This window comes from Actinomyces sp. ph3 (genome assembly GCF_000308055.1).
Classification (GTDB): Bacteria; Actinomycetota; Actinomycetes; order Actinomycetales; family Actinomycetaceae; genus Pauljensenia.
The window spans coordinates 1-16,762 of the sequence record NZ_CAGY01000004.1; the positions used below are offsets into that span (position 1 = coordinate 1).

Annotated in this window: 14 protein-coding genes; 5 read left to right on the top strand and 9 right to left on the bottom strand. The window is 57.5% G+C overall.

Annotated features, from left to right (window positions below; all coding sequences use genetic code 11):
• Positions 1 to 257: 257 nt before the first annotated feature.
• From HGAS_RS05180 to HGAS_RS05200, 5 genes are all read right to left on the bottom strand, one after another.
• Positions 258 to 512: a DUF3073 domain-containing protein gene (locus HGAS_RS05180; protein WP_019126789.1), complete on the bottom strand. Its 255-nt coding sequence runs from the start codon at positions 510 to 512 to the stop codon at positions 258 to 260.
• Between the two features lie 135 nt (positions 513 to 647).
• Complete coding sequence (locus tag HGAS_RS05185) at positions 648 to 980, bottom strand: DUF3618 domain-containing protein (RefSeq protein WP_019126790.1); 333 nt, start codon at positions 978 to 980, stop codon at positions 648 to 650.
• Complete coding sequence (locus HGAS_RS05190; RefSeq protein ID WP_009408389.1) at positions 977 to 1,402, bottom strand: phage holin family protein; 426 nt, start codon at positions 1,400 to 1,402, stop codon at positions 977 to 979. Before HGAS_RS05190 ends, HGAS_RS05185 begins: the two co-directional genes overlap by 4 nt.
• A gap of 69 nt (positions 1,403 to 1,471) precedes the next feature.
• Positions 1,472 to 2,815 (bottom strand): hypothetical protein, encoded by a 1,344-nt coding sequence (locus HGAS_RS05195; protein WP_019126792.1) that lies wholly within the window; start codon positions 2,813 to 2,815, stop codon positions 1,472 to 1,474.
• Positions 2,816 to 2,874: 59 nt separating this feature from the next.
• Positions 2,875 to 3,621, bottom strand: coding sequence for a TetR/AcrR family transcriptional regulator (locus HGAS_RS05200; protein WP_019126793.1), 747 nt, complete (start codon positions 3,619 to 3,621; stop codon positions 2,875 to 2,877).
• Between the two features lie 59 nt (positions 3,622 to 3,680).
• Between HGAS_RS05200 and HGAS_RS05205 the strand changes: the two genes are divergently transcribed.
• Together HGAS_RS05205 and HGAS_RS05210 are read left to right on the top strand one after the other, a co-directional pair.
• The gene (locus HGAS_RS05205) at positions 3,681 to 8,291 is read left to right on the top strand and encodes an acyl-CoA dehydratase activase-related protein (RefSeq protein WP_019126794.1); all 4,611 of its coding nucleotides are present in this window, start codon (positions 3,681 to 3,683) and stop codon (positions 8,289 to 8,291) included.
• Positions 8,292 to 8,452: 161 nt separating this feature from the next.
• Positions 8,453 to 9,439 carry an MsnO8 family LLM class oxidoreductase gene (locus HGAS_RS05210; RefSeq protein ID WP_019126795.1) on the top strand — a complete coding sequence of 329 codons (987 nt, stop codon included), beginning with the start codon at positions 8,453 to 8,455 and terminating at the stop codon, positions 9,437 to 9,439.
• Between the two features lie 94 nt (positions 9,440 to 9,533).
• Here the strand turns inward: HGAS_RS05210 and HGAS_RS05215 are convergent, their stop codons facing one another.
• A complete protein-coding gene (locus HGAS_RS05215) occupies positions 9,534 to 10,130 on the bottom strand; it encodes a superoxide dismutase (RefSeq protein WP_019126796.1) in 597 nt (198 codons plus the stop codon).
• Positions 10,131 to 10,256: 126 nt separating this feature from the next.
• Complete coding sequence (locus HGAS_RS05220; RefSeq protein ID WP_019126797.1) at positions 10,257 to 11,222, bottom strand: DUF808 domain-containing protein; 966 nt, start codon at positions 11,220 to 11,222, stop codon at positions 10,257 to 10,259.
• Positions 11,223 to 11,368: 146 nt separating this feature from the next.
• Here HGAS_RS05220 and HGAS_RS05225 point away from each other — a divergent pair, with 146 nt between their 5' ends.
• Both HGAS_RS05225 and cls read left to right on the top strand, forming a co-directional pair.
• Positions 11,369 to 12,946 (top strand): DUF7059 domain-containing protein, encoded by a 1,578-nt coding sequence (locus tag HGAS_RS05225; RefSeq protein ID WP_019126798.1) that lies wholly within the window; start codon positions 11,369 to 11,371, stop codon positions 12,944 to 12,946.
• A gap of 5 nt (positions 12,947 to 12,951) precedes the next feature.
• Positions 12,952 to 14,472 (top strand): cardiolipin synthase, encoded by a 1,521-nt coding sequence (gene cls / locus HGAS_RS05230; RefSeq protein WP_019126799.1) that lies wholly within the window; start codon positions 12,952 to 12,954, stop codon positions 14,470 to 14,472.
• Between the two features lie 11 nt (positions 14,473 to 14,483).
• Here the strand turns inward: cls and HGAS_RS05235 are convergent, their stop codons facing one another.
• Both HGAS_RS05235 and HGAS_RS05240 read right to left on the bottom strand, forming a co-directional pair.
• Positions 14,484 to 14,750, bottom strand: coding sequence for a Txe/YoeB family addiction module toxin (locus tag HGAS_RS05235; RefSeq protein WP_009408398.1), 267 nt, complete (start codon positions 14,748 to 14,750; stop codon positions 14,484 to 14,486).
• Between the two features lie 3 nt (positions 14,751 to 14,753).
• Complete coding sequence (locus HGAS_RS05240; protein WP_019126800.1) at positions 14,754 to 15,017, bottom strand: type II toxin-antitoxin system Phd/YefM family antitoxin; 264 nt, start codon at positions 15,015 to 15,017, stop codon at positions 14,754 to 14,756.
• 280 nt (positions 15,018 to 15,297) lie between these two features.
• Between HGAS_RS05240 and topA the strand changes: the two genes are divergently transcribed.
• Positions 15,298 to 16,762 (top strand): type I DNA topoisomerase (gene topA / locus HGAS_RS05245; protein WP_019126801.1); only part of this gene is annotated, 1,465 nt, incomplete at its 3' end.

The window sequence follows — 16,762 nt, forward strand, 5'->3', positions numbered from 1 at the left end:
CCAGATCCACAGACACGAAAAGCCTCCCATTCCCTGGACTTCAATTTCGATGTCCAAGAAACGGGAGGCAGTTCAGAAATCGCCACCGGGACTGTGTTTTATCCGGGGGTAAAGAGTGATGCCCTCCTTCAAGCCTTCGGGGAGCTTCTCGATGCCCTACATGGCCTTTCCTCTTAGTGGATACAAAAACACCGTCAGAAGGGTGTAACAAACCCGTCTGACGGTGTTTCCTTATGTCTTAAAGCGGAAGAGCTCAGCTACTTTCGCGATTGCGAGGAAGGAGAGGTCCAGTAGTCCTCGTCATCCCAGTGGTCATCCTGGGAATCCTGGTCATCTTCGGCGTAATCAGCGTAGCGTGCATACAGATCGTCTTCGTCTGGCTGCTCTTCGCTATGCGTCTCATGCCCGGCTGCAAGCTCCCTTTGGAGTGCATCCAGGTCGGTGTCAGGGCTGAAATACTTCAGCTTGCGTGCGACTTTCGTCTGCTTGGCCTTTTGACGGCCGCGCCCCATGGCGTCGACCCCCTCTACTTCGGTCGGGTCCGCACAAGCGGTGCCCTAGGTGTTCAAAATGTTTCGTGGGAACATCATACCTAAAAACGATGCCCGATCCCCACCCGAAGTGTTGGATGGGGCCAAATTATGCCTTCAGCGGGAGTACTTAGAACCCGAACGCCTCACGCGGGAAGTAATACGCCACGCAACAAGACCGACAACTGCCACGACAGAGCATGCGGCAATTCCCAGAGTGCGCATCGCGTCAGTATCACCTTCGCGTGCCAGCTCCCAAGTCGAGCGAGCACGTTCCTTGAGCTCTTCAACCTTTGCCTGAGCGTTCTGCTTTGCCTGCTCAATTTGGTACGAAGGGTGAAGCTGTGTCACAAGCTGATCAACCGTGTTGGTGAGCTCAATACGCGTCATGCGTAGCTGGGCTTCAATCTCATCTGCGCTCAGGTCCGCTTGAGTCTGCTCGTTGCTCACTTTTGAGCCCCTTTCTTCACGGCGTCCACATCTTCCTTCAGGCCCTGCTGGGGTGCGGGAACGTTCTGGCTAGACTTCTTCAGCTTCGAGATGCCAACCAGAGCGAAGATGATGACGATCAAGAAAATCACGCCACACACGATGAGTGACGCTGCCCAAGCGGGAAGGACCAAAGCCAGCGCAAGCTCCGCACTGTGCAGAAGCCATCCCAGGCCGTAGAGGGCGAAAACCCCCGCAATAACCAGTGCGATGATCCCCGCTTTTGCGAAGTTGAGGAAGGTCATCGCCTTGGTCTTCGTCAGTTCGATTTCTCCGCGGATGAGCGTGGAGATTTGTGCCGTCATACGGCCGAAAAGCTCGCCAATACTGGGGGGTTTGGGCTCAGACGGAACCTGCCCCAAAGAGGGACGGTAATTACTCATACCTTCATCGCTTCCTACGAAGATGGGCACCGAAGTGCAGTCACTCTTTAATTTTGACACGAATACGTGTCACTTAGCATCCGACTCGGGTGCAGAATCCTCATCCGGCATCACCGAACCGGGGAGCTCGCCCAAGATTTTTTGTGCATGCTCGATGAGCGCGAGTTCCTCGGGGCTTGCCTCAGAACCGGAAGGCAAATCCTCATTGAGTTGTTCTTTGAGTTCATCACCCAATGAAGCGCGCGCCTGATCAATGCGATGGAAACGCTGTGCCTGGGCAATCGCAGCAAGGGCGATCTCGGCGGTCTCAGGATTCTCATCCCACTGCGAAGTCACTGGCTCGGGGAGCGGAGAGTCCGCTGTGCGCACAACCCGAGTAGTCAGCGGGTGCCAATTAGGCGTGATCGCGGGCTCCTCATCCTCTTCCTCGATTTCCGAGGCCGCGTTGGTGTCCTCGTCACGGCTCTCCTCTGCGGGGAGGGCTTCTTCATCCGAGGCCTCGTCATCTTCGGGGGAAAGGGCGGGAGCGACTTCCGCGGTGTCGGTGCCGGCGGGAGAATCGGCCTCGTCACTGGGGGAGGAGGGGGGAAGAATCGGGTCACCCGCGCGTGGAATCGGTCCAAGATAGGAAGTGGGGTCTTCGTTGATGGCCTCGTAGGCCATGCGGATGAATTGCGCGTCAACCTTCCCGGTGTCTGCGGCGACCGTGCTATTCGCGATGATGAGAACGCGATCGGCGTGCTCGGCAGCTTGGGCCAGATCGGTGAAGAAAACGACGCACGCGCCGCTGGAACGCAGGGGAGCGAGAGCTTCGAAGAACTCGTCAAGGAAATCGCCCTGATCGACGTCGGCGGGAAGATCGCTGATAATCACCAGGTTTGCGCGGTAAACGATCGCGCGTAACACCTGGAAATCCAGCAATTCAGAGGCGGAAAGATCACTGGCGGAACGCGTGAGATCGATATTTAGGGCAGAGGCTGTCGACTCGATGACCTCGGGGTCAAGGGTTTGCCCCATCGTTGCGCACGGAATTACCAAGTTTTGGAGGAGCGTTAGGGAGGGGTTCAGAACTTCATCGGGGCTGATCAGGGTAGTCCTGCTGCCCGTCGGCATCCAGACCGAACCTTCATCAAGTGGGCTGATGCCAGAAAGAACGCATGCGACATGATGGCGACGCGCAGATTGGGGGTCGAAAACAGCAACCGTTGAATCAGCGCGGAAAGCAAGATCTGAGCGGTCGAGGTAGTGGGCCTGGGTTGAGGGATCAATAATGGTTGCACTTCGAGCGAAATAGACGACTTTGCCCCCAGCAGTGCCGGCTGCGGTGCCCTTACGCGTTTGCCACCAGCGACGCTTGGGTCGGGGGGCGACAAAAGCTGCGCGTTCTTCAGCAGTGGGAGCGTGAGTTGTCATGCTCCAATTGTGCCAACAGCCTTGCGAATTGATGCCGCGCGCGCGCCGAAAGTGGCGTTTTATTGCGGAAGAAGTGAGGCGAATATGTGATCGATGCGCTGTTGCAGTAGAGGGGTCAGGCTTTCGTGGATGCGTTGACGTGGCATGGTTGCCAGAGGCTCCAGAGAAATGATGTAACGCATGGTGACTACGCCGTACAGCATGGAAAGGATGATCTCGAGTTCTTCGCCAAGGCGTCGAGCCCGTTCGGGGTCCGCGGCAAGGAATTGGCTGATCTGCTCTAAGACATCGCTGCGGATATAGGTGCGAAAGCGCTGAGAAGTCGAGGTATCGGTGATCAGCGCGCGCATAAGTGCCAAGAGGGTGTCTGAAGTGAGCGTGTGCTCGTAGAGGTCCAGGATGTAGTCGACTAGGCGTGTGGCCGCTCCCTGTGGGCCTGGGGTAAGAAGCGCGATGATTTCCGAGGCCGGGTCGAGGGGAAGGTCCATGCAGGCGCGGAAAAGTTTCTGCTTAGTTCCGAAATAGTAGGTGATGAGCGCGGGGTCGCATCCGGCTGCTCGGGCGATTGAACGCAGGGTTGTGTGGTCGTAGCCCTGAGAGACGAATTCACTTCTGGCGGCAGCGATGATGTGCTGTTTGACTTCGCCGCGGCAGGCGCTGGGGCCACGGTGGATTTTAGATACAGATGATGTTGCGTTATTTGAATCAGAAATTTCAACACCTGATGAAACTTCAGTGCTAGTTGTCAGGGAACCTGAAGGCGCTTTTCGCTGTTTTTCCGCCCTTGGTTGATGCATCGTCGCCATGAGCTCAGTCTAATTTCAACAGTTTGGAAATTAGAAATCAGGGACATAGCGTGCCCAACATGGATACGCAGATCATTGAAGGCTCGCGTCTACACGTCGAAAGCACGCCCGAGCACCCGTGCCAGCTTGGTATTGACGTGGGGTCAACGACGGTCAAAGCCGTTGTCTTGGATGGCAATCGCATCCTCTTCTCCGACTATCGCCGCCACAACGCAGATGTTCGCGCCGAACTCGGATACCTCCTCGAAGATATCGAGGACATTTACCCGGGATTGGTCGTCCAAGCCGCGATCACCGGATCGGGTGGTTTGACGACCGCTCGAGCAATGAAAATCCCCTTCGTTCAGGAAGTTATCGCCGGAACGGAATCCACTCAGCGACTCCACCCAGAAGTCGACGTCGTTATCGAATTGGGCGGTGAAGATGCCAAGCTCACCTACCTTCACCCCACCCCTGAACAGCGAATGAACGGAACCTGTGCGGGTGGAACCGGAGCCTTTATCGACCAGATGGCGACGCTTCTCCACACCGATGCTTCGGGACTGAACGCGCTGGCCGAAGCGCACACCCAGCTTTACCCCATCGCCTCGCGCTGCGGTGTCTTCGCGAAATCGGATATCCAGCCACTGATCAACCAGGGCGCCGCGCACGAGGACCTTGCGGCCTCGATCTTCAGCGCGGTCGCAACCCAAACCATTGCGGGACTGGCCTGCGGTCGCCCCATCCGCGGAAACGTCATGTTCCTGGGCGGACCCCTGCACTTCCTCCCTCAACTACGCGAGGCCTACAAGACCCTGCTCCCCAAAGCAGACTCCTTCATCACCCCGGAAAACGCGCAACTGTACGTCGCTATCGGAGCTGCACTCTTGGCCTCGAAAGAAGCAAAGAAACGAGGCGAAGAAGAAGGAAACGCGCTCGAGCAACTGATCGACCGCCTCGCCACCGCACACGTCGAAGCCGAATCCGCTCGCATGCGGCCCCTGTTTGCGACCCCGGAAGAAAAAGAAGAATTCGTCCAGCGTCACGCACAAGAAGTCATCCCCAAGGCCGATCTCTCTCAGGCTCGCGGGCGCTGCTGGCTTGGAATTGATGCGGGTTCAACCACTATCAAGGCAGTTCTGATCGACGAAGATGACCGGATCGTCTTCACCCACTATGCCTCCAACGAAGGTGACCCCGTCGCTGCAGCGGTAGAAATTGTTCGAAGGGTCCGCAGTGAACTGCCTGAAGGCACCGTGATTGGTCGATCCTGCGCAACCGGATACGGTGAAGGTCTGGTCACCGCGGCCCTGACCATGGACGAGGGCGAAATCGAAACAATGGCGCACTACCGCGCCGCGGAATTCATCCAGCCCGGCGTCACCTCGGTTATCGATATCGGCGGCCAAGACATGAAATACCTGCGGATCAAGGATCACGCAGTCGATTCAATTTCCGTCAACGAGGCCTGCTCCTCGGGTTGCGGGTCCTTCCTGCAAACCTTCGCGCAGACCATGGGAACCGACGTGCGAAACTTCGCGCAGATGGCAATGGAATCGAGCAGCCCCGTCGACTTGGGAACGCGCTGCACGGTCTTCATGAATTCATCGGTCAAGCAGGCGCAAAAAGAAGGCGCGGATGTGCGCGATATCAGCGCTGGTTTGTCCTACTCGGTCGTGCGTAATGCCCTGTACAAGGTCATCAAGCTCAAGGACCCCTCGGATCTGGGCGAACGCGTCGTTGTCCAGGGTGGAACCTTCCTCAACGACTCGGTTCTTCGCGCATTCGAGCTGCTCACCGGCCGCGAGGTTGTTCGCCCCGATATCGCCGGACTTATGGGTGCTTACGGCGCGGCGCTTACGGCCCGCATGCACGACAGCGGTGAAGGTGAGTCGACGCTCGCTCGCGTGGAAGACCTCGAGGACTTCCAGGTCGAGACCACGCGCAAGACCTGCCGCCTGTGCCAAAACCACTGCCAGATGACGATCTCGACCTTCTCCAACGGAGAAAGGCACGTATCGGGTAACCGTTGCGAACGCGGAGCAAGCCTCGAAAAGGTCCCACGCAAGTCGGACCTACCCAACCTCTATGACTGGAAGTACAAGAGGATCTTCGGATACCGACGCCTCACCGAAGCCAAAGCCTTCCGCGGAGACATTGGCATTCCCCGTGTTCTGGGCATGTACGAGAACTACCCCTTCTGGTTCACGATGCTCACCGAGCTCGGTTTCCGCGTGATGATCTCCGGGCGAAGCAATCACGAGCTATTCGAACAGGGAATGGAATCGATCCCTTCCGAAAACGTGTGCTACCCGGCCAAGCTCGTCCACGGACACATCGAATCCCTGTTGGATAAGGGAATTACAACGATCTGGTACCCCTGCGTTGATTTCGAACAAAAGCTCACCGACGCGGATAACAACTTCAACTGCCCGGTCGTTGCAACCTACCCCGAAGTCATCCGCAACAATATGGAACGCCTGAATGAGCCGGGCGTGAAGTTCATCAGCCCCTTCATCAACTTCGGCAACCGCGACTACCTACCCGCACACCTCGTGCGCACCTTCGCCCAGTATGGCTACGACATCAGCGTTGAAGAAATGAGCCGCGCACTGGATAAGGCCTGGGAAGAAGACGCAGCAGTCAAGGCTGAAATCAAGGAAAAGGGCCGCGAAGCACTCGAGTGGATGCGCGAACACGGAGTGCGTGGAATCGTCTTGGCGGGCCGTCCCTACCACCTCGACCCCGAAATCAACCACGGTATCCCCGAGGTCATTGTCGGACTGGGAATGGCCGTCCTTACCGAGGACTCCATCATTGACCAGCGCCTTGAACGCCCTCTTCGCGTGCGCGATCAGTGGTCCTACCATTCGCGCCTGTACGAGGCCGCTGCGCACGTGGGCGATGAGCCTGACCTCGAGATGGTCCAGCTCAACTCCTTCGGCTGCGGCGTTGACGCAATCACCGCCGACCAGGTTCAAGAAATCCTCGAGGGCCGAGGCGACGTGCACACGGTCCTCAAGATTGACGAGGTATCGAACCTGGGTGCCGCGAAGATCCGCTTGCGTTCCTTGGAAGCGGCGGTTGCGGAGCGAGGAACCATGGCCTCGGGAACGATCGACACCGCGGTCCACGAGGACCCCGCATCTGTTGCCGCGCGCGAAGAATCCGAGCAGGTCAAGGCCGGACACATTGAAGCACGGGCCGTCTTCACCGAGGAAATGCGCGATGCGGGATACGAAATCCTTGCCCCGCAGATGTCGCCCATCCACTTCCGCTTCCTCGAGCCCTTGTTCAGGCGCGCGGGATTGAACGTGCGAGTGCTTGAGCACACGAGTCGCCAGACCATGGAAACGGGCCTGAAGTACGTCAACAACGACTCCTGCTACCCGGCGATCGTTGTCATCGGTCAGTTGATCGACGAATTCGTATCGGGTCGAGCAGATCCCGATAAGACCGCAGTCGGCATCACACAGACCGGCGGAATGTGCCGAGCAACGAACTACGCCGCACTGTTGCGTAAAGGTCTGCGCGACGCTGGATATCCGCAAGTCCCGGTCATTGCGCTTTCCGTTCAGGGGCTGGAAGACAACCCCGGCTTCAAGATCGGAATTCGCCACATCCACAAGGCGATCCAAGCCTTCGTGATCGGCGACGCAATCCAGTCCATGCTTCTTCGTGTGCGTCCTTACGAGGCCGTGCCCGGAAGCGCGATGGAACTGTACCGTCGCTGGGATCAGATCGTGCGCGAGTGGGTCGTCAGTGATCGCTCTGAGACTTTGGGACGTGTCGGTCCGACGGGTCTCCTGACGGGGCGCTTGCGCTATTCGACGCTGATCAAGCGCTGCGTTGCTGAGTTTGACGCCCTGGAATTGCGTGATATTCCGCGTAAGCCTCGCGTTGGTTTGGTGGGAGAGATCCTTGTGAAGTTCCACCCCGATGCGAATAATCATGCGGTTGACGTCATCGAGGCCGAAGGTTGTGAAGCCGAGCTTCCCGGACTCATGCAGTTCTTCCACAATTCGGTCGCGACCGCGGAGTGGGATTACGAGAATCTGGGGATCGACGGCAAACAGCGCAAGATCATGCCTATGGCTCTGTGGCTGCTCAAGAAGTATGAAATCCCAGTTCACAAGGCCTTCGAAGAGACAAATGGGAAGTTCGAAGCCCATCGCGATATCGAAGAGATGATCTCGCGTTCAGAGGACATCGCGCGCCTTGGTAACCAGGCTGGTGAAGGTTGGTACCTGACGGCTGAGATGGTCGACATGATTGAACACGGATGCCCGAACATCATCTGCGCACAGCCTTTCGCATGCCTACCGAACCACATCGTTGGAAAGGGTATGTTCCGCGCGCTGCGTAACCGCTACCCGCAAGCCAACATTGTTGCGGTCGACTACGATCCGGGCGCTTCGGAAGTCAATCAGCTCAACCGAATCAAGCTGATGCTCGCAACCGCTGTGCAACAGCACAATGCCGCCGAGCGCGATGGTGAAGACGATGGCGTGCTGCAGCTGGTTGGGATTGATTTCGATTCCGAAGATCTGGGTGGCGAGGCCGTTGATGGTGCCTCCTGCGGTGGTTGCGGATGCGGCTCTGGTGGTGGTTCCTCTGATGGTGAGGGACGCCGCGTGGTCGGTTTGGGTATGCCCGCGATTCCGCCGAGGCGTGGTGCTGCTTTCCGCTGAGTTCAGCGTTGGGGTGTTGGCTGGGGGCGCTTGCTTTCGGAGCTGGTACCTGTACTGACGTTTGCAGGCAATCGCTCGGTCGGCGTGCTCCTTCCTAGCGGAATATCCTCAGGAATAGCCGTGTTTAAATAGTGGATATTTTGTGAAACGGAAGGGTAACAATGCGCCTCTCAGCACTGGAACAGGTTCCGCTTTTTGACGGATCGACTCCGCATCAGGCACTAGAAGACATGGTGTCCTTGGCTCGCGGATTAGAAGAGATGGATTTCCATCGCTTCTGGATCGCAGAGCACCACAACACACCGGTCTTTATGTCCTCTGCCCCCGAGTTGGTGATGGCTCACCTTCTGGATCGGACCTCGCGTATTCGCATTGGTTCGGGTGGTGTGATGGCCATGCACCAGGGCAGCTTGCAGATGGCAGAAAAGTTCTTCACTCTGGCTACATTGTTCCCCGGCCGTGTCGATATGGGATTGGGACGTGCTCCCGGCGGTGACATGATCTCCGCTCGCGCGCTCAATCAGGGAGCAACGATTGATCCGGGGTCGATCAATGCCTTGATTGATGAAACTCTTGCTTTCATGCGAGGAACTCTGCCCGAGGGACACCCCTACGCCTCAGTTGGTGTCTACCCGCGCCCCGATGAGCTTCCCGAACTGTGGTTGCTGGGTTCTTCAGGCCAGAGCGCAGCTTGGGCGGGGACTCGAAACATGAACTATGCCTATGCGCAGTTCTTTAGTGGACAGCAACAGCCCGAGGTCATGGACCATTACCGCGCACACCTGCCCGAAAACCTGAGTGAAGGCCAAGGACAGACTCTTTCTGCGCTCGCGGTAAGTGCTGCAGAAACTGAAGCGGAAGCGCTTGAACAAGCACTTCCAGCCTTAAGTTTCCGCATGTGTTTGCGACTGGGTCGCCCCGTGCGATTCCAACGACCCGAGCAGATGAGCGCCGAAGACCGAGAAGACGCACTGCGATGGGCACAACGTGATCGCTCGATCATCATTGGCACCTACGACCAGGTTGCTCAGACGATTGCGAACTTTGCGCGTAACCACCACGTTGATGAAGTCATGCTGATCAGCTACATCGCTGATGTTCAGCAAAAGCTTGCCCAGTACCAAGAACTCCAAAGGCGTCTTGGATAACGCCTGCCTGCAGGTTGTAGATAGTGCCCGTGGATAAGCTTGTGGCCCCCGCCAAAAGGTGGGGGCCACAAGCTTTGAAGCTAATGAGCAGCGATCACAGGGCTGCTGCGAAACGCTGTGCGACGTTCTCCCAGTTCACAACGTTCCACCAGGCCTTGACGTAGTCGGCCTTGACGTTGAGGTAATCCAGGTAGAAAGCGTGCTCCCACATATCCAGCATGAGCAGCGGAACGGTTGCAACGGGGATGTTGCCCTGCTGATCAGTCAGCTGGTAGGTCACGAGGCGCTTGCCCAGGGTGTCCCATGCGAGAACGGCCCAGCCGGAGCCCTGAAGACCGAGGGCTGCAGCGGCGAACTGTGCCTGGAACTTCTCGAAGGAGCCGAAGAACTCGTTGATAGCGTCGGCCAGATTGCCTTCGGGACGAGAAGCGCCGTCACCGGTCATATTCGTCCAGAAGATCGAGTGGTTGGTGTGGCCACCCAGGTTGAAGGCCAGGTTCTTTTCCCACAGGTTGATTGCGGCAAAATCGCCAGCTTCGCGAGCTGCTTCCAGCTTCTCCAGTGCAGTGTTTGCGCCGGCCACGTAGTTAGCGTGGTGCTTGTCGTGGTGCAGCTCCATGATCTTTGCAGAGATGTGGGGCTCCAGTGCCGCGTAATCGTAGGGAAGTTCGGGAAGGGTGTAAATGCTCATCGGGCTCTCCTTACACTTAGGGGTTGATACCCCAAGACTAGTACTTAAGTCCCTACGTGTGAGTGCATAGGTGGGCGAGTTCACTCAGCGCTCAACGCACCACGCAAAAGGGGAGAGGGGGAAGGGTCAGTGGCCTCGGCCTCGGCGGAAAAGATGGGAAACCCCAACGACAACTCCGGTGATCAGCGAGCCGAGCACAATGCCAAACACTGCCGCGCACGCGGTCTCAACGAGCCAGCCAAGGAAGCCGCCGCCCGAAGCGAGTGTATGTTCGATCGTCGACACGATGTTGTGGAAGACCTCGACGCCCACCTTCGCGAGGTTCTCGATAACGAGGTGGCCGCCCACCCACAGCATGGCAACCGTTCCAACAACGCCGATTGCGTTGAAAACCTTGGGCATCACGCGCACAATTCCACGGCCGATATTATCCGCGGGACCGGGGCGATTATCGTCCGGATGCGTCGCACCCTTGGCCAAGCGAAGCCCGAAATCATCCATTCGTACCAGGACGGCAACGATCCCGTAGACAAAGAAGGTCATGAAGAAAGCGACGGCGATCAGGACCGCAACGCGCATCGACATGGACTCGGAGTTCAGTCCGTCCATGGAGACCAGCATAATTTCCGAGGAAAGAATGAGGTCGGTGCGCGAGGCCGAAGAAACGATGCTCTTTTCCAGGTCTTCCGCGCTTTGAGGGGCTGTGTCTTCGGCCGAGTCTTCGTGTTCGGGAAGCCAGTGCAGGGCCTCGAGAACCTTCTCGCCGCCCTCAAAACACAGGTATGCGCCGCCCGCTATCAAGAGGAAGGGTAGGACTTGGGGTGCAAACCAGGTGAGCAGCAGCGCGACCGGCAGAATAACAATCAGCTTATTGATTAACGAGGCCTTGGCGATTTTCCCGATAATCGGCAGCTCGCGTTTGGGGGATAGGCCTGAGACGTACTGCGGAGTGACAGCGGTGTCGTCGATGACGACGCCAACCGCCTTGGCCGATACCTTCACCGCGCTTGACGCGACGTCATCAATAGATGAAGCCGTGGCTTTTGCGAGGGTCGCAATATCGTCCAGAAGTGCTACCAGTCCGCCAGACATCCACTCATCCTTTTCCTTGGGGACACAGGCATTCTAATGGGTGAGCGGGATGGCCTGCGCAGCGGGCAAGCTCGTGGGAATATGTGCCTGAGAACTTGCATGAATAAGTCGACGCAGATGCAGGTCAGGCGTGAGAAAGTATTGCTATGACGGAATCACTGATTGACACTCTTCCCAGTCCGACACCGGGATTGGAACCCGGACTGATCGCGCGCTTGGCTGCGGACCTAGGTAGCGCCGGGTGGAGTGTCGACGCGATGGGAACCATGATCAGCCCGACGGCGCGCGCTGCGCTCATGCGCAATCAACGGGTTCCGGCACTTCGCGAACTTCAGCGGAAAGATTCCCCAGCTGCGGTGTTGACACGCTTCTTTGTCTTGGGCTGCGCGGAAAGTGGGGACGTCCTAGCACAAGCTCTGCCAACTCTTGGAGTGTGCGGCGCGGTCGACTTAGGTTTGATTTTTCTCGCACTCGATGTGGAATCACCTTCAGGTCAGCAACTCTTTAAGGCAAATTACGACCTGCGTCCTCACGCGGCGCAGCTTCAAGGTGGCCTTAAGAACTGGTGGATTCTATCGGACCTGGGTGAAGACGTGACGGGAGAACCCATTCGTCCAGATCACGTTCTGGGAATCGGTGGGGCAACGACCTCGCTTTTGAAGGCGACGCTTCGAACTCCTGTCGAATCCGCCTTGGACCTGGGGTGTGGATGCGGAATCCAGGCCTTGTATTTGGCCACACACGCTACCCGCGTTGTCGCAACCGACCTGTCGGTGCGAGCCTGTGAGATCACGCGCTTCAATGCCGCGCTTAACGGTGTCGAATTGGACGTTCGTCAAGGATCCCTCTTTGAACCGGTCGAAGGCGAAGAATTCGATCTCATCGCCTCGAACCCGCCCTTTGTTATCACGCCAGATTCGCTTCGAAGCTCAGGGGTTCTGGAATACCGCGATGGCGGAATGAGTCGCGATCATCTGGTGCGCACGGTGATCCGGGAAAGCCCGAACTACCTCAAGCCCGGCGGTGTTGTGCAACTCCTTGCGAATTGGGAGATTCCCGGACGCTTGGGGCACCCTGACGACTGGGAAAATGTTGTGCGCTCGTGGGTCGAAGATCTTCCCGTCGACGCGTGGATTGTGCAGCGCGACCGGCTTGATCCCGCGCACTACGTTGAAATGTGGCTTCGTGACTCCGGTCAGCAATTGCATCAGCGCGAAGACTACGAACGCGAATACGCTCAGTGGCTTGATGACTTCGTTCAGGCAGGAGTTGTCGAAATCGGCATGGGTATGGTTGCCTTGCGAAAGCTCGATACGTCGCGCCCGGGTGTGTGCGAATGCGATGAGCTTGAAGGGGGAGAATCCCCGTCCGGCGAAGACGTTCAGCGTGCGCTTGCATCCTTGCGGCTTCCAGATGATCTCAGCGATCTTCACCTGTTCTTTGCTTCAGATGTTACGGAAGAACGATATTTCCTACCCGGAGCACAAGATCCCTCCGCATTGGTTCTTCACCAAGGGGGAGGACTTGGACAATCGGTTGCCTCGAACACTGCTCTAAGTGCTCTAGTCGGCGCATCAGATGGTGAACTCAGCGTTGGTCAGATTTGCGGGGCGCTTGCAGCCCTATTGGAATGCGATTCACTGCAGCTTCAAGAAGAACTCTTCCCGCAGGTGCGGACCTTAATTCGCTGGGGATTCCTTCGAGTTGAATCGGATCAGGAGTAACTGCGATGCCACTACCCGCACCTCTGAGCCATCAGCCGCCCCTGTGGGTGTGGTTCCTTGTCGGCACATTTGAATTAGTGATCCGACTGATTGCATTGGGCGTAGTCCCGAAGCGGAGGCGTGCATCTACGTCAACCGCGTGGCTTTTACTCATTTTCTTATGGCCAGTTGTTGGCGTTCCGCTCTATCTGATCTTCGGATCTTGGTGGGCAATGGGAAAGTCTCTGCGCTCTGATCCGAAGGCACACCAATTGGTGAAGGGCATTCTGGGAGGGACCCCAAACGCGCCTCATAATGGCGGAAACCCGCAGGAATCGGCAGAAAATGACGAAGGCAGCAGCGCTCTGCCTGAGCGAACGGCCTCGTTAATGCAGCTCAATAGGAAGCAGACCTCCTTCCCCGTCAGCAGCGGGGAAGTCGTGCAACTTCTCAATGACACCGACGAGACCTTCAAGGCAATGGCCCGTGAGGTCGATCGGGCGCAACACCACGTCAATGTCCTGTACTTCCAAACCTCGTGGGATCACTCTACTGATCCGCTCTACAAGGCTCTTGTCCGTGCCTGCGCTCGCGGAGTGACCGTGCGATTGCTGGTGGATCATCACGGGGTGCGGACAATTCCGGGCTGGCGCGATTTTTGTCGAGTCTTGGATGAATCCGGTATCCAATGGCACATTATGCTTCCCTTCAATCTATTCAAGGGGCAAATTCGACGGCCAGACCTACGGAACCACCGCAAACTCCTGCTGATTGATGGCGAATCTGGCTTCATCGGTTCGCACAATATGGTGGCCGCGGACTATGACACTCCCGCCTATCAAAAAGCGGGGATTGAATACCACGACACTTCGGTTGAAGTACGTGGCGAAATCGTTCGCCAGATGGAGGCGGTGTTCGCGACGGACTGGTACTACGCCTCGGGCGAAGAACTAACGGTCGACGATCTTAACCTTGACCAGGCAGAGCCAACCCAGGGCAAACCTATGCAGATTATCCCCTCGGGGCCGGCTTACCCGACAGAGCCCAACCTGCGGATGTTCGTTTCGATGATCTCGCAGGCGCATACGCATGTATCTATCGCCAGCCCGTACTTCATTCCGGATGAACCACTCCTGACGGCATTGACAAGTGCAGCGATGTCGGGTGTTGACGTCCATCTCTATGTTTCCGAGCAATTCGATCAGTTCTTGGTCGGACACGCGCAACGTAGCTACTACGGTTTTCTCTTGAAAGCAGGGGTAAAGGTTCACCTCTATGCTTTGCCCAATATGCTGCACTCGAAGTACGTCGTGGTTGATGGGGAACTCGCAGCAATCGGATCATCCAACATGGATTACCGCTCCTTCGGATTGAACTACGAAGTCATGCTGCTAGCCCAAGACTCGCATCTTGTTGATCTTCTCCTCGAAAACGACCAGCGCATCATTGCGCGATCTCGTTTGCTCACCATCGAAGAGTGGGAAGCGCTTCCCTGGTACAAGCACTACATCGATAACATCTGCCGCCTGGGTAGCGCGCTGCTCTAAAACCGCGGGAGCTACTGGCCGTAGTGATAGCGGCAGGAGATGATCCAGAGGGTTTTACCGTCGTCGCTGATCTGGTAGATCAGGCGGTGACGTGAGTCGATCCGGCGCGACCAGTACCCCGAGAACTCGTAACGGAGGGGTTCAGGTTTGCCGATACCCTCGTTCCCGTTGCGTTGGATGTCCTTGATGAGGGCGTTGATGCGCTTGAGGGTCTTGCGATCCTCGAACTGCCACCAAACATAGTCGTTCCAGGCTTCTTCGTCCCACGTGATGTGCATGGGTCAGTCCTCGTCGAGCTCAACGAGGTCGTGGACGACACCCTCACCAGCACGGTGGCGGGCGATCGATTCGCGCAGGTGGCGGGCATTTGCGGGGGACTGCATGAGGTAGACGGTCTCCATGAGGGACTCGTACTCGTCGAGCGCCATGATGACGGCACTCTCGTGGCCCTGGCGGGTAATGATGATTTCCTCGCGGTCGTTGATGACCTGGTCGAGGACCTCGGCATAACGTGCGCGCGACTCGCTGTAGGTCATGGTCTTCATGGAGGCTCCTCTCATCGTCACGTATGTACAGAACATTGTACAGGGGCAGTTACTGTGTCTCTAGTTGGCTTACTGCCGATGGATATGGGCGCACTCTTGCCCGCAAAACTCCGCCTAGGCCTCGGGAATTATCCACAAAAGACGCGCGGAAAAACATATCGGTTCCCGGAAAGCCCCGTAACGCGGTAAGGTCCTACCCAGTGGCACTCCGGCGGCGCTCGCCATCGGAGGACCAGCAAAGAGTGCTACAAATACGAGGTAGCAACGGAAGGGACAAACAATGGCAGCGACCAAGCTGGTGATCGTGGAGTCTCCCGCCAAGGCGGCGACGATCGAAGGATACTTGGGACCCGACTACCATGTGACCGCCTCGATCGGTCACATTCGCGACCTTCCACAGCCCTCGGAGCTACCCGCCGATATGAAGAAGGGCCCCTACGGGCGCTTCGCCGTCGACGTCGAGGACGGCTTCACCCCTTATTACGTTGTCAATCCCGACAAGAAGAAAAAGGTCACCGAGCTCAAGAAGCTCCTGAAAGAGTCCGACGAACTCTTCCTGGCAACTGATGAGGACCGCGAGGGTGAAGCTATCGCTTGGCACCTTCTCCAAGTCCTCAAGCCAAAGGTTCCCGTGCGCCGCATGGTCTTCCATGAAATCACGAAGGAAGCGATCCAGCGCGCTCTGGACAATACTCGCGAGCTCGACACCGACCTTGTCGACGCCCAAGAAACTCGTCGAATTCTTGACCGTCTTTACGGGTACGAAGTTTCACCGCTGCTCTGGCGCAAGATTCGCCCCTCCCTGTCCGCGGGTCGCGTGCAGTCGGTCGCAACGCGCTTGGTTGTTGATCGCGAGCGCGACCGCATGTCGCATGTGAGTGCAGAGTACTGGTCGATCGATACCCAGTTTGCCGCTTCGGGCCAGTCTTTTGGCGCAAAGGTTTCACACATCGATGATCGTCCCGTTGCAACCGGTTCTGACTTTGATGAAAACGGTCGACTTTCCGCGAAGGCTGTGAAGAACGAGGCCTTCCACCTGGACTCCCATTCCGCGCCGCTCTTCGCCGCAGCGCTCGAGTCCGCGCGCGATTCCGCAATCGATTCTGTCCAGCAGAAGCCCTACCGCCGTCGCCCGGCAGCACCCTTTACGACATCGACGCTGCAGCAGGAAGCCTCACGCAAGCTCCACTGGAACGCTTCCTCGACGATGCGTACCGCTCAGTCCCTGTACGAGTCGGGCTTTATCACCTACATGCGTACCGACTCTACGGCCCTGTCCTCGCAGGCCATCAAGGCTGCCCGTCAGCAGGCCAAGGAGCTTTATGGGGCCGAGGCCGTGGCTGAGAAGCCGCGCATCTACGGCACCACCTCTAAGGGCGCGCAAGAAGCTCACGAGGCCATTCGCCCCGCCGGGGATCACTTCCGCACCCCCGCGCAAGTTGCCTCGGTTTTGAATCGTCAGCAGCTTGCACTTTATGACTTGATTTGGAAGCGAACCGTCGCTTCACAGATGGCCGATGCCCTTGGCTTTACCGCAACCATCCGCGTACGTACCGATGTCGAGGTCGAAAGTCAGCCTCACGCAGTGCTGTCCAGCGCCTCGGGAACGGTCATTACTTCCCCCGGCTTCAGGTTGGCCTACCAGGAAGGTCAGGACAAGGGACGCTACGATGCGGAAACGACCGATGCTGAGAAGACCCTCCCGCAGGTGAGCGAAGGGGAAGTCGCGCTGCTTGAAGAAGCGC

Bases quoted from the DNA above. Each gene is read 5' to 3' on its own strand.
- HGAS_RS05215 (WP_019126796.1), bottom strand. From the start codon at position 10,130: ATGAGCATTTACACCCTTCCCGAACTTCCCTACGATTACGCGGCACTG.
- HGAS_RS05220 (WP_019126797.1), bottom strand. From the start codon at position 11,222: ATGTCTGGCGGACTGGTAGCACTTCTGGACGATATTGCGACCCTCGCA.
- HGAS_RS05205 (WP_019126794.1), top strand. From the start codon at position 3,681: ATGGATACGCAGATCATTGAAGGCTCGCGTCTACACGTCGAAAGCACG.
- HGAS_RS05180 (WP_019126789.1), bottom strand. From the start codon at position 512: ATGGGGCGCGGCCGTCAAAAGGCCAAGCAGACGAAAGTCGCACGCAAG.
- HGAS_RS05200 (WP_019126793.1), bottom strand. From the start codon at position 3,621: ATGGCGACGATGCATCAACCAAGGGCGGAAAAACAGCGAAAAGCGCCT.
- cls (WP_019126799.1), top strand. From the start codon at position 12,952: ATGCCACTACCCGCACCTCTGAGCCATCAGCCGCCCCTGTGGGTGTGG.
- HGAS_RS05210 (WP_019126795.1), top strand. From the start codon at position 8,453: ATGCGCCTCTCAGCACTGGAACAGGTTCCGCTTTTTGACGGATCGACT.
- HGAS_RS05190 (WP_009408389.1), bottom strand. From the start codon at position 1,402: ATGAGTAATTACCGTCCCTCTTTGGGGCAGGTTCCGTCTGAGCCCAAA.
- HGAS_RS05225 (WP_019126798.1), top strand. From the start codon at position 11,369: ATGACGGAATCACTGATTGACACTCTTCCCAGTCCGACACCGGGATTG.
- HGAS_RS05235 (WP_009408398.1), bottom strand. From the start codon at position 14,750: ATGCACATCACGTGGGACGAAGAAGCCTGGAACGACTATGTTTGGTGG.
- HGAS_RS05195 (WP_019126792.1), bottom strand. From the start codon at position 2,815: ATGACAACTCACGCTCCCACTGCTGAAGAACGCGCAGCTTTTGTCGCC.
- HGAS_RS05240 (WP_019126800.1), bottom strand. From the start codon at position 15,017: ATGAAGACCATGACCTACAGCGAGTCGCGCGCACGTTATGCCGAGGTC.